This is a genomic window from Brevibacillus sp. FW301-21C12A, from assembly GCF_058788915.1.
In genome coordinates, this window is the sequence record NZ_JBYTBG010000014.1 from 56,912 (window position 1) to 68,915 (window position 12,004).

The window sequence follows — 12,004 nt, forward strand, 5'->3', positions numbered from 1 at the left end:
CGAAACGGTTCGGATAAAGACCAGGAGGAAACGCGCATGAAAAAATTCAAGCTCTTTGCCCTTTATGTAGGATATGTGATCTTTGCCGCATTCGTCTTGGATCTTGTTTTGTATTACGAACAAGTTTTCATGGCGGAAGCAAAAGCGACGTTTGAGCATTTTCCCGCGATCTTGTACAGCACTCTCTATCCCGTCTCCATCGGCTTGTTGTTTGGGCTGCCTGCTTTTGTTCAAACATGTGCGGCAAAAGAAAGCTGGTCATTTGACTGGATCAAATTCATTGCGTTCGGCATTCCCGCGCTTATGGGCAGTATCCTTTTTCTCCTTTACTATTCTCCCGCAGCGGAATACCTTCCTGCCATGTCGTTTTTTTATTATGGAAGCAAGCTTTCCAGCATTTGCGGCATCGCATTCGGCTATCTCGTCCTGTCCTGCTGGAAAAAGCAAGCCAGCATCCCGGTTTCGACCGATGGCACGGTCCGCTGACCGCGCCTCCTGCACAAGCTAAGCAAAAAGACTGCCAACAGGGAGTCTTTTTTGCTGTTTTGGTAACTTTCCCGCTTTTTGCACGTCTAATCAGTCAGAGAAAGGATGAAGCCTGATGAAAAAAACGAAACAACTAGCCTTGGCAGCAGTGCTCCTTGCCGCATCCGTATGCTCTCCGTTAGCCTCGCCCGGAACAAGCGCAGCGAGCACCACTTCGACCACAACGAACGCTGCCGCCCAACCTTCGAAAATATACCGGATCAGCCTGGATGGAAAAAAGCAAACGCTCATCGCGCAGGTTCCCGCCGTGCACCGCGCGAGCATTTCGCCGAGCGGACGGTTTGTGTATGCGGAGAAGCAAGGGTTCAAAGCAGGGGAACCGACCATCCCCTATTTGTATGACAGCAAAACGAAGCAACTGCGCCAACTGAGCGGTTTCGCCAAGTGGGCACAGAGCAAGGACGAGCTTCTCCTTATGGACCAAGCCAGCTTGTACCGCTACAACCCGCTCACGAACCAAAAAACGTTGCTCGTAAAAGGGACCGCCGACACACCGATTCTCGATTATGCGCTTGCGCCGGACGGCCACTACCTCACCTTTATCCAGTCGGATCGGAAAGAACCAAATTTGCAAAAGCGCCACAAGCTTTACCTGCAAGACATGAACACGCTGAAAATGAAGGTCAACGACCAATTTTCGCTCCCGGCTGAAGAAGAAAGCAGCACACAGGCGGTAAAGCTGCTCTACTGGATACCCACATCCAAAAAAGTACTGTACAAGGCAAACGGCACAATTAAAGAGCTTGATTTGCCGACAGGGCTCAAGTACACGCATTCGTTCAAAAGCTTTCCTTCGTATTCGAACGATATGAAGCTGCGCTTTGACGTCAAAGAATGGCACGGCTTTATAACCGACCTGCAAACAGGCAAAAGCGTGCCGACCGCCGATAACCCTCATCCCGTGTCTATGGACCGCGACTTGACCAAAGTTTTCTGGTCCCCGACCGGTCATAACTACGTCGCAGAAAAATTTCTCTTCACCTCCAATGCCCAGGATGCCATCGAGCAGCTTGTCGTAAAGACGGCGAATCAAACGTTTACATACCCGCTCGACGGCAGCTCCTATTTGGACACCATCGACAACATCCAATTTTTGGGATGGGCGGCTGATGGCAAGTCATTTTTTGTCAGGGATTTGGACTCGGTGCACATGAGCCGTTTTGAAGGGTGGCAATCGCGTGTGAGGTAGGGGGAGGAGCAAGAACTTCATAGTGAGATGGGCAACAGTAGTTGCGGAGCCAGCAAAAGGGAAGGAGCCACAGCTTGCCTATAAAGCTTCTATAAAACTGACGGATGAAACCCGGACAATGAGCGCCTACTTGCTGTATCGGCATGGCGTGAAGCGCCATACTTCCACGATAGCGAGCGTGCTGCCCTTGCTCTCAGCGAAGCGGTTACCCGAATCAACGACCGGGTAGATCCAGTGCCGGATGAAATCTTCCATGACGCTGCACGCCATTTCGACGGGCAGGCACTGGCGACCTTGATCGCCGGGATCGCCACGGCCAACCTGTGGAATCGGCTGAACGTTTCTACCAGACAGATCGTAAGCGCTTCTGCGAGCAAAACATTGTAACGAATATGGCGGTCAGTAATGGAGGGAGGCATAGTTTGCCCCCTCCATTATTCTTGCTTCCAAAACAGGTTATGGGTATTACCATTATGGATACCGTATTGTAGATCAGGGCCAATCCACACGGTCGTGAACAATCATCCAGCATACAAGCTGGCAAAGAGTTTATCCAGACTTATCAACCGCCATCCGAATGACGAAGTGATCCGGCTTGATCTGTATAAAATGGCGATCCTAGCGGCTGGGACAACTGAGGGCTGGTGTTACATTTGAACAGTTGACTGAGTATGATTGAGTTGGATTTGAAAAAGCTTGCAGAAAAAAATGAAAAAATAGTGCCCATCGTAACTTCTAATTTATTGAAAACGTATTATATTATGGTATCTGAAGTTCATCATGCACCATTTCATTTTCATAGAACTAGAAAAATGTGGTGATTATTATAAAAAAGACTAGAAATTGGATCATTGGGACTGTTCTGGCTATGATCGTGTTAACTGTTTTTTTTCAATTCAAAGACCTGCCTGGTAATATGGGGGCACTGCTTACCGTTAAAGAATTCATCAGTGAACACAACAAAGCATCAAACGAGTTGGAAATGGCAGGCGCTAAAAATCATACCAATATCCAATTTGCTGAAGGGAAATATCATGTGGATGTTAATAAAAAAGTCACGACAAGTGAAGGGAACTTGCGCGTAAACCACTATGAATATGTTTTAGTGTACGAAAATTTGGAATGGAAAGTAATCAGGGAGAGACTCACATACACAGATATATAACCTGTTTTTCGATGTAAAATTACGATTACTGGAACAACTATTGCATATTCGCAAAAGCTCTTGGCATTACACCTTCATTATTGATGCACAGACTGACGAAATGTGCAATCACGAAAGAAGATAAATAAATAAGAACCGTTCTATACCTCGCATCAAACAAAAGGAGTACCCGAAGGCACTCCTAACGCTCTTTTCGTATAGTGGCGAGCGTTTGCCTCACTTCGGCACAACGTTGCCGGATACAGGACATTTCGCTGCGTTTCGTACATATGGGGATAAAACCACTAGCCGAAAACCGCCAGCGGTTTCTATCTGTTTATCTCCCCTGTGTCTGTTTCGTCCGGTAAAACTCATTGAACAGCTTCATCAGTGCCCGCTTCTCGATGCGGGAGACGTACGAACGGGAAATGCCAAGCTCGCGGGCAATTTCGCGCTGCGTTTTTTCTTTGTCCTGATCGAGTCCAAACCTGCCAATGATAACCTCTTTTTCCCGATCGTCGAGGATGTGGATGTGCTGATAAATCTTGTTCGATTCCAGCTTGAGCTGGACAGCATCCACCACTGCGTCCGTCTCCGTACCGAGCACATCGATGAGCGTGATCTCATTGCCTTCCTTGTCCGTGCCGATGGGATCGTGCAGGGAAACGTCCTTTTTGGTCTTCTTCAAACTGCGAAGGTGCATCAGGATTTCATTTTCAATACAACGCGCCGCATACGTAGCAAGCTTGGTTCCCTTCTCCACCTGGTAGCTCTCGATCGCCTTGATGAGTCCGATCGTGCCGATGGAGATCAGATCTTCACTGTCTTCGCCGGTGTTTTCGAATTTCTTGAGGTTGTGAACATGAAACGATGTCGACTTCATGCTGAATAAATTGTTGGCGTTTTAACTCATCTAGTGCTCCGACTGCAGTAATCTGTACTTCGTTCCCGTCGTATCGGATAATGATTTCATCAACCAACATCTCTACAATATGGCGCTTTTCCTCAAGGGTAAGCTCACCACCGGCGCTCTCGATAAAGTTTCGGACAGCCTTGGAGACCTCGGCAATCCGATTGGCCGATATTTCCTTCTCCGCTTGTTCAGACAGCTGCTTTTCGTACCCCGCAAGCTCCTGCTCCAGCGTCCTCAGTCCGGCATTGATTTTTTGCATTTCTGTGAGCATCTCCTGCTCATCGATGACCTCCCGCTTGAACATGATTTTGATTTTTTCCTTTTCCTTCTCCTTCTGCTCCAGTTGACGTTTGATGTGGTCCGCGGCGGATTGAAGTTCCAGGTTAATCTCATTCGATTTGCTTTGCAGTCTTTCCATATAATCATCGGGATCCGACAATGTCTCCAAGATCAGCTTCCAGACGTAATGGTCCAGCATATCGGCGCGTAACGTTTGAGTCGGGCACTTCTCAACTCCTTCACCGTACTTCTTCGGGAATAGGTTCGGACACCTGTAGCAGGTATAACGGATCTTTTCTCCCGTTTCTTTATTTACTCGGCCTGTATAAGTAGTTGCTTGCCACATTCTGCCGCAATGCCCACACCGGATCATGGATTTTAACAAATACTCATATTTTACATTCCCTGACCGTTTCATGTTTTTCTCTTTCTGCACCTGGGCTAATTCGAACAGATTCGGGTCAATGATACTTGGCACGGTAACCTCGATCCAATCCTTCTCCTCGCGAAAGGAATATGTTTTTTTCGGTGTACCGTTCTTGGTTTTCTCCCCGCGAATCTTCCGGGTTTCTCTACGATTGTAATAGAATTTGCCGATGTATACCTCTGAAGTAAGGACCCTTCGAATAGAACTGGCGCTCCAGTTCCTGCTTTCCCCCCGTTTGGGTACCGCCCCTAAGGAATAGAGTCGATCCCCGATTTCACGAAGCGTATAGTTCTCATGAACATACCAGTGGTATATCTTCCGGACAAATTCGGCTTCCTGCTCATTGATAATCAAAGTATTTTCATGAAGGTCATATCCATAGGGAGCCACACGCATGGGCATGATCTTCTTATCTTTTTCCACCGCTTTAAGTCTTCCACGTACCGTCCGCTTCTTGATTAAGGACAGCTCATATTGAGCAATCGAGCTCATGAGATTGAAAAACAGCTGCCCTTCCGGCGTATTCCGATATTCCGTGTCCACGAACACCAATTCAACCTGGTTCCGCTCCAGCTCTCGGCAGAGGATTAATTTATCGGTTAAGTCCCTTGTCAATCGATCGGGATGGGTAACAATCAATCGAGCGATCTTTCCCTGTGCGACGTCTTGTCTCAATTCATTCATCGCCGGACGGTCGATGTCCTCACCCGTAAAACCCTCTTCGCGATAAATTTTCAGATTGGCTTTCGGGATTCCCAAATCCTTGGCTTTCCGAATACATAATTCTACTTGCGCATCCAGGCTGGTGCCCTCTGATGCTTGCATCCCTGTAGAGACCCGTGGATATATGGCCGTATACATGGAGTATCACCACTCTCCTTTCTTACTGCTAATACTTCCCAGTATGGACAAAGGGAGAAACAAAAAAACCGGCTTATTCAGTCGGTTTCAAGATCAAACGCTTTAAGATGTAATCTATAACGGCATTTTTGGCTTCTGCAGCGGATAAGGTGTTTGAGATTTGTGCTGTATCACTGCATAAAGTATGAGGCACATATACGATTTTGATTGTCGGCATTCGCTCCATACTTTTCACCTCAATACACCTTATTCCATATGCTGATTGTCCTATCACAATCGCATGTCGTTTTGGATATACTTGAACTCCGATTCCAAGACCCGGGCAATAGCTGATTCATTTTCCGCTCCAATGAATGTCCAGTACCGGTACCCGGGCACAACGGATTGGGTAATGAATCCAGACCATGTAAAGGACGTCGATTTTAGGGCGGACATGAGTTGGTCCAAACTCAATAAATCACCATTATAAAGATCTACGACGATCACATCCGCTCGTGATTCTAATCGGACATAACATTCTTTATCCGTATCAGGCTGCAGAACATATCCATTTACATCTCTGTTACGATCCTTAGACAGTCTCAATAACGGAACTATGTCTTCCATACAAGTTAAAACTGTCCCGCTAAAATCAAAATTTTTAAAATCCCATCGCTCCATAACAAGCCCATCCTTATAAGCAAATTCAAAAGGAACACGGTGGATGATGCCAAATTGGGCCAGCAGTTCATTGCTGAATCTTCTTCTATATTTCACTGGATGATATAGGTCAGAAATAGTTGAAGAAGATTCCGAAAAATCCCCCAGCAAGAGTGTTCTTAACTCCGATGTCCTTAAATCAAATGCCTGTATCAATGCTTTTCGACGATTAGGCAAGGAAAGTTTCCGTAGCAGAATACCGAAAGTTATTGGGTCGGTAGCTGCCAGTTCTTTCACCTCATACCAGTCTCGATCGTGCCTGCTGATATAAGTGATTTCGTCTATTTCATCATGGATGAATTTAAAAGCTAGTTGAAGAAGATCGTCCTTCAACTAAGCTTTACACTCCATCATCTTAATCCCGTATCAATGCATCCATCATCAACTCTCCACAAATGGAGCAGATTCTTGTTTCTTTCGACCAAAATCCTTGCACAACCCGAAAATCAACGTGTTTTTGCTCCAAATGTGGAGCAACCGGGACAGAAGTCAAAGCAAATGATACCTTTACATCAATGATGTGGACCATCGGGCCCCACCTCCTTTCTAAGCAAAAACTGCGGTCTGAACGGTCGATGAAACAGAATCTGAGGGAGAGATGTAGATGGATAACGTTCAGAATATTAGAGATATCGATATTTTGGGATTCATGAATTCATGTCATTGGAAGCAAAATGCGAAAACTACTTCAGAGAATGCTTCTTATGAGAACTCTACTTCGCAAGAATGTTTACAAACCGCCCCAAATGGCAATCATGATATCAAGAGCTTAAGTTGGGAGAAGGTGCTGTTGTTCTTGAATACAATGTATGCATTTCGTTGGCCTGAAGAGGACGTCGAGATATGTTCACCAGAAAGTGGTTCTCTTGCATTAAATGAATGGATCTTTTCAACCCAGATTCAAGGCAAAATCTTTGCCCCCGTGCTACTGGATTACCTTGATAATAAAAAGTCGATCAAATCCACCAGCTACTTTTCTTTGATGGAATACGCACTAGAGATCATTGATTTTTTTAAAACCCGTTATGGGCTTGATGCTAGATCCATTCAAAACAAAGAATTGGCAAATAAAGATGCACTTATTAATTTCATTGAGCATTCTTCCTACAATTTCGTTCAACGTGACATGATTCTAGCAATAGCTCGCAAATTAATCTCTAATGGGTTCGAATTAAAGAAATCAACAAACGGTATTTCTACAAAAAAGAGGACTCAAGATATAAATCATCCCGCTATCACTGCGCATATTAAAGATTTACACCGTTCAGGAGTCAAGGAAAAAAGCGTTAACGGTAAATATAAAATCAGTTACGCCCTATTTTTAAACTGGTTGAATAAAACATACGTTCAGTTCCAGAGCACTTCATGCGACGAATTACCATTGTCATTAGTTACTGAGGAGCATTTACTCGAATTCAAGCAATATTTACTCCGTTTGGAAAATAAAGGGATATATACCAAGCAAACGGTTAGCAATTGTTTTTACGATATCCGATTTCTTCTGGCTAACCTCTATAAATTGGGCTGGCTTGCTAAAGACATAACAATGGATGTTACAGGAATCCCGTACGAGAGATACTATTATCGCGAGTTACCAACAGATGCTAAACTCCAGTGTTTTTTTCATAATATCCAACTCTATTCTGATCATCCCACATTGGAACTGGCAGCCTTTGGGTTGATGCTTTGTCTCGGTTTGCGAATTCATGAAGTTGCTAACATTCGCTATCAGGATATCAATGTCGAGAATAGAACCATCTCTGTCTTCGGAAAAAACGAGAAATCGGCCATTCTACCCTTACCTGATCCGCTACAGAATTACTTTCAAAAGCTTGTTGTCAACAAAGGTCAAGATGTCCATCAGTTTGGAAACAACAGCCAATCAACTATTCGCAAATTAAGGGCACAGTACAAACTTTATTCTTTTGTCTCGGGATGGAAATATCCAGGGGGGCCCCATTTACTGAGGCACACTTTCATCAGCAGGTTGTCGGAACGTACAGATTGCCCGTCACAATTGCTTATGTACTTGGCAAGGCATGATCGGCCAGAAAATACTGCACGATACGTCCACCGGAGCCCCAATCAATTAACAAGTGCTGTAAACAAAATCAATTACTGAGGAGGTTCCCATGCCTAAAGTAATCAACGATACAAAGTATACCGAACTTAAAGAACAACTGAATCAGCTGTTATGTCTTTATGGTCCAGAGAAAATGCGGCAAGTTATGGAAACCTTGCCTGTCCAGACACAGCCAAAACCTAATATGCCCCCGGCAGTGCGGAACGTTTCATTTCTCGAAGCCGTTGATGCTTTCTATCAAAGCAGCAAGTTTTCTGGACTTAGCCGGACCACGCAAACAACGTATCGGTCAGAGATGAAACTTTTCCAGCAACATGTGAAGGAAAAGTTTGGCAACGATCCGCAGTTTGAAAAGGTATCAAACGGCGAATTCTTGTCCGACTATATTAAGCTTAATGAGGATCCTAATACAAAAGCCAAGAAGTCTTCCTTTCTTCGAACCTTCATAAAGACCACATACAAAATATTCTTTGGTCATCAGGATCTCGGGGACTTGAAGACTATACTACGCGTTCGATGGTCAAACTACAATGCTCCCATAGGCTGAGACACGGGAGCGTGATAAATAAGTTATAATGAAGCCATGGAAAAACGGAACCGATATACCCCAGAATTTAAAACGAAGGTCGTGCTTGAGGTTCTTCAGGAAGAGCAGACCGTGAATCAAATTGCCGCCAAATATGAGCTGAATCCGGTGATGATCAGCCGGTGGAAAGCCGAGTTTCTTGAGCGAGCCTCGATGGTGTTCGAGAAGGGAACCAGTGAAGCGGACAAACTGAGAAAGGAGTACGAGAGCAAACAAGAACATCTGGAAAAGCTGGTCGGTCAACTAACCGTGGAGATCGACTGGCTCAAAAAAAAATCTGGCCTTAAATAAATCCGTCAAAGAGCGCCAAGCCATGATTGAGCGCGATCATCCCACAATTAACATTAAGCGCCAAGCTTCTTTGTTAGGTGTTAATCGTACAAGTGTGTACCGCAAGCCCGCAGGAACGGAGGAGAGCGCTGAAAACATTCAAATCATGCACGTGATTGATGCCATCTACACCGACAAGCCCTTCTTCGGGTACAGGCGGATCACCGTCAAACTGCGGGAAATGGGTTTCAACGTCAATCGCAAACGTGTACGGCGTCTGATGAGACTCATGGGGATTCACGGAATCCATCCACAGCCCAATTTGAGCAAGCGACTGCATGCAAAGTACGTTCGCCCTTACTTGTTACGGGGACTGGACATCCATCGCCCCAATCACGTTTGGGGAGTAGATATCACATACCTTCGCATGGGGAAAGGATTTATGTACCTGTTCACCATCATAGACTGGTTCAGTCGCAAGGTGGTTGATTACGAGTTGTCGAGCACGCTAGAGAAAGGGTTTGTCATGACCTGTCTGAAACGAGCATTTCGTCGCTGTAAGCCAGAAATCATCAACAGTGATCAAGGCAGCCATTTTACGAATGCAGATTATCTCAATCTGTTGGCAGAACATGAAATCCAGGTATCGATGGATGGCAAGGGACGTGCGACGGACAATAGTCGTACAGAACGATTCTTTCGAGCTTTAAAGTATGAATGTATCTATCTGAATGAATTTGAAAATCCACGAGAATTACGGAAAGGCATCAAACGGTACGTCACGTTCTACAATACGGACCGTCCTCATCAATCTTTGGACTATGCAACACCAGACAGGATTTACTACGAGCATGTAACATCGGTAGCATAGGCAGCTTTACATGGAGGGGCGGGCATGATAGGCTAGTTAGCCTCGCGATGCTAGCTTACTAGCCATCGCCCGATCGCGAGCAGTCATGCCCGCAGAGGCTCCATGTCAAGCGGCCTTCGGAACTGTACCACCATTCAAAAAGATGGGAGGACATAACTTATTTTCGTTCTCAAAGTGTCTTGACAAAGGGGGGCATTACAAACGATGACGCACCAAAAGCCTTTACTAAAGTGCAGATCGCGGAAATCTTGCAGATCGCTCAAGCTCGTAACCACGATAGCCTTTACACTGCAATTATCTGGACTTTCCTTGGGAGTGGAATTCGCATAAACGAGCTCTGCCATCTAAGGATCGGTGATATCACTCCTGATACTCAAACAATCAAGGTAACACCCAAAGGGGCTGAGAATACCAAGAAAGTCCGAAAAATCAACGAGCTCGCCCTAATGATGCTCACAGATTTTATAGAGAAAAAATACAGTCGCGCTCGCGAGGTGATGCCAGATTCCGATTATCAGAGGCTCTATATCTTCTCAAGCACTGCCGGGGATAAACCCATTACATCTAGAGCCATTCAGCAATTTATGAAACGTATTATTCGCGAGTCTCGGTCGATAAAAGAGGAAGACAAAGATCGTTTAGGTCCTCACTCTTTTCGTCATTCTTTTGCCGTTCAAGGCCTTGAAGCGGGAATCGATATCTATACTCTTGCAAAGCTTCTCGGTCATGAATCGCTCGACAGTACGATGAAGTACTTGAGACTTTTCGACGATCAACTGCGAGACGCCATAAACAAACACCCATTCGCTCAAGAGGTTGTTCAGAAAATAAGAGAAAGGCTGGAGAACAAATGAACCGTTTATTATTGGATTCCACATACTATGCCAACTGGAAGAAGCATACTCACCTCAAGGATTCAGCAATTTACACATATAGCCGCCAGTTCATGAAGTTTGAACAATATCTGAGCTTAGACTTTGAGGGAGAATTGGATTTCGACAAATTTTACTACGACACGGAATCTGAGACCTATCGACCTATTGATGCTGATTGCATTGATGGTTATATTCAGTTCCTGAAGCAAAATTTTCAGGCATCAAAGAATACCATTTTCAATAACATTGTTTACCTGAAACACTTCTTCACGTTACTCCACGGTCTTGGGATGATTAAAAATAACCCCATGAAAAACTATCCGAATCCGTATTATGAACGCCGAATAATAGATCGTTCCCTCTCCATTGGTGAATGTCAACGATTATTTCAAGCAGCGCTTAAAGCCGATCCATTTGTCCGGAAGTTCTACATCCTCATATTGCTAATGTCAACGACCGCTCTTCGAAACAGGGAGATTATACAGCTATCGTACGAACAGATTGATTTTGAGCGCAAGGTTATTCTGGTGAACAAAGGGCAGAAAACCTCCTCCGAAGTCGTTTATATGCCCGATTCCCTCGTTGTTGAGTTGGAGCGTTATTTGCATCATCCGGTTGTAGAAGAATGGCGGAATTCCGGACATTCCGAGGTTTTCTTTGAAAACAATCGACCACTAACAAAAGCAGCATTAAACCGAATCATCAAGAATCTTTGCCTAGAGGCCGGCATACAAAAGACAGTCACTGCCCATAGTTTTCGACATACAACGGCATACTTGATGCAGAGCAGTGGGATTGACATTATCGCTATAAAACGACAACTACGCCATAAGCAGTTATCAACAACTTTGCGATATGTTCCTCCAGTTGACGCTGCGAAGCTGCTGAATGACGCGTGTTCCGATCTTCTTCAATAACAACAAAAAGAACCCGAAGAAAGCAAAGAAAAAATGCTTCATTCGGGTTCATTATTTGAACAATTATAGTACACAAGGACAGACTACTCCCGTGTTGTAATTAATCACCATAAAGGGAATTGGATACCGAAAGCACCTGGCTCGAGGAAATGGTATCAATCAACTGTCCCGCGAGGACATGATTTGGGCCAGAGGATGGCCACTCATTAGGCTTCCGTTGGGAACAGAAGCGATAGAAGGAACAAATTTATTATATAGTGGATGTGCTTTGAAATCAATAATAGCAAAGGTCACTGTTGCTCGGCTAGTTCTCGTATCTCATAAGGACTAGCCTCTTCCGGAAC

General features: G+C 44.9%; 14 protein-coding genes. 10 read left to right on the forward strand and 4 right to left on the reverse strand.

All coding sequences use genetic code 11. The annotated features are described in order from the left end of the window. Positions 1-36 precede the first annotated feature (36 nt). The 5 genes from AC3WQH_RS11365 (at position 37) to AC3WQH_RS11385 (ending at position 2,900) form a co-directional block, all read left to right on the forward strand. Positions 37-486, forward strand: a complete 450-nt coding sequence (locus AC3WQH_RS11365) for a hypothetical protein (protein WP_005833242.1) — start codon at positions 37-39, stop codon at positions 484-486. A 115-nt stretch (positions 487-601) separates the two neighbouring features. Further along, on the forward strand, positions 602-1,735 hold the full coding sequence (locus AC3WQH_RS11370) for a hypothetical protein (protein ID WP_492332037.1): 1,134 nt from the start codon (positions 602-604) through the stop codon (positions 1,733-1,735). Positions 1,736-1,757: 22 nt separating this feature from the next. After that, positions 1,758-1,964 (forward strand): hypothetical protein, encoded by a 207-nt coding sequence (locus tag AC3WQH_RS11375; RefSeq protein ID WP_157179545.1) that lies wholly within the window; start codon positions 1,758-1,760, stop codon positions 1,962-1,964. A gap of 5 nt (positions 1,965-1,969) precedes the next feature. Then, positions 1,970-2,122, forward strand: a complete 153-nt coding sequence (locus AC3WQH_RS11380) for a hypothetical protein (protein WP_492332038.1) — start codon at positions 1,970-1,972, stop codon at positions 2,120-2,122. 481 nt (positions 2,123-2,603) lie between these two features. Then, positions 2,604-2,900 (forward strand): hypothetical protein, encoded by a 297-nt coding sequence (locus AC3WQH_RS11385; protein WP_005833246.1) that lies wholly within the window; start codon positions 2,604-2,606, stop codon positions 2,898-2,900. Positions 2,901-3,216: 316 nt separating this feature from the next. Here AC3WQH_RS11385 and sigK read toward each other — a convergent pair whose 3' ends face one another. From sigK to AC3WQH_RS11405, 4 genes are all read right to left on the reverse strand, one after another. Then, positions 3,217-3,762, reverse strand: coding sequence for an RNA polymerase sporulation sigma factor SigK (sigK, locus tag AC3WQH_RS11390; RefSeq protein WP_238501168.1), 546 nt, complete (start codon positions 3,760-3,762; stop codon positions 3,217-3,219). Then, positions 3,698-5,359, reverse strand: a complete 1,662-nt coding sequence (locus AC3WQH_RS11395) for a recombinase family protein (RefSeq protein ID WP_197186780.1) — start codon at positions 5,357-5,359, stop codon at positions 3,698-3,700. The genes sigK and AC3WQH_RS11395 overlap by 65 nt, the downstream gene beginning before the upstream one ends. 270 nt (positions 5,360-5,629) lie before the next feature. Beyond that, positions 5,630-6,391 carry a hypothetical protein gene (locus AC3WQH_RS11400; protein ID WP_197186781.1) on the reverse strand — a complete coding sequence of 254 codons (762 nt, stop codon included), beginning with the start codon at positions 6,389-6,391 and terminating at the stop codon, positions 5,630-5,632. A 22-nt stretch (positions 6,392-6,413) separates the two neighbouring features. Then, complete coding sequence (locus AC3WQH_RS11405; RefSeq protein WP_197186782.1) at positions 6,414-6,587, reverse strand: hypothetical protein; 174 nt, start codon at positions 6,585-6,587, stop codon at positions 6,414-6,416. A gap of 75 nt (positions 6,588-6,662) precedes the next feature. Here AC3WQH_RS11405 and AC3WQH_RS11410 point away from each other — a divergent pair, with 75 nt between their 5' ends. From AC3WQH_RS11410 to AC3WQH_RS11430, 5 genes are all read left to right on the forward strand, one after another. Further along, on the forward strand, positions 6,663-8,180 hold the full coding sequence (locus tag AC3WQH_RS11410) for a tyrosine-type recombinase/integrase (protein WP_197186783.1): 1,518 nt from the start codon (positions 6,663-6,665) through the stop codon (positions 8,178-8,180). A 10-nt stretch (positions 8,181-8,190) separates the two neighbouring features. Further along, positions 8,191-8,688 (forward strand): hypothetical protein, encoded by a 498-nt coding sequence (locus tag AC3WQH_RS11415; protein WP_492332039.1) that lies wholly within the window; start codon positions 8,191-8,193, stop codon positions 8,686-8,688. Between the two features lie 36 nt (positions 8,689-8,724). After that, positions 8,725-9,868, forward strand: a protein-coding gene (locus tag AC3WQH_RS11420; protein ID WP_423236789.1) for an IS3 family transposase whose coding sequence is annotated in 2 segments (ribosomal slippage) — positions 8,725-8,996 and positions 8,995-9,868 — 1,146 coding nt in all. Because the reading frame shifts where the segments join, the coding sequence is not laid out codon by codon here. A gap of 179 nt (positions 9,869-10,047) precedes the next feature. Further along, on the forward strand, positions 10,048-10,722 hold the full coding sequence (locus tag AC3WQH_RS11425) for a tyrosine-type recombinase/integrase (protein ID WP_492332040.1): 675 nt from the start codon (positions 10,048-10,050) through the stop codon (positions 10,720-10,722). Further along, a complete protein-coding gene (locus AC3WQH_RS11430) occupies positions 10,719-11,660 on the forward strand; it encodes a tyrosine-type recombinase/integrase (RefSeq protein ID WP_036715667.1) in 942 nt (313 codons plus the stop codon). Before AC3WQH_RS11425 ends, AC3WQH_RS11430 begins: the two co-directional genes overlap by 4 nt. Positions 11,661-12,004 lie beyond the last annotated feature (344 nt).

Bases quoted from the DNA above. Each gene is read 5' to 3' on its own strand.
- AC3WQH_RS11370 (WP_492332037.1), top strand. From the start codon at position 602: ATGAAAAAAACGAAACAACTAGCCTTGGCAGCAGTGCTCCTTGCCGCA.
- AC3WQH_RS11405 (WP_197186782.1), bottom strand. From the start codon at position 6,587: ATGGTCCACATCATTGATGTAAAGGTATCATTTGCTTTGACTTCTGTC.
- AC3WQH_RS11415 (WP_492332039.1), top strand. From the start codon at position 8,191: ATGCCTAAAGTAATCAACGATACAAAGTATACCGAACTTAAAGAACAA.
- AC3WQH_RS11430 (WP_036715667.1), top strand. From the start codon at position 10,719: ATGAACCGTTTATTATTGGATTCCACATACTATGCCAACTGGAAGAAG.
- AC3WQH_RS11395 (WP_197186780.1), bottom strand. From the start codon at position 5,359: ATGTATACGGCCATATATCCACGGGTCTCTACAGGGATGCAAGCATCA.
- sigK (WP_238501168.1), bottom strand. From the start codon at position 3,762: ATGAAGTCGACATCGTTTCATGTTCACAACCTCAAGAAATTCGAAAAC.
- AC3WQH_RS11365 (WP_005833242.1), top strand. From the start codon at position 37: ATGAAAAAATTCAAGCTCTTTGCCCTTTATGTAGGATATGTGATCTTT.
- AC3WQH_RS11385 (WP_005833246.1), top strand. From the start codon at position 2,604: ATGATCGTGTTAACTGTTTTTTTTCAATTCAAAGACCTGCCTGGTAAT.
- AC3WQH_RS11410 (WP_197186783.1), top strand. From the start codon at position 6,663: ATGGATAACGTTCAGAATATTAGAGATATCGATATTTTGGGATTCATG.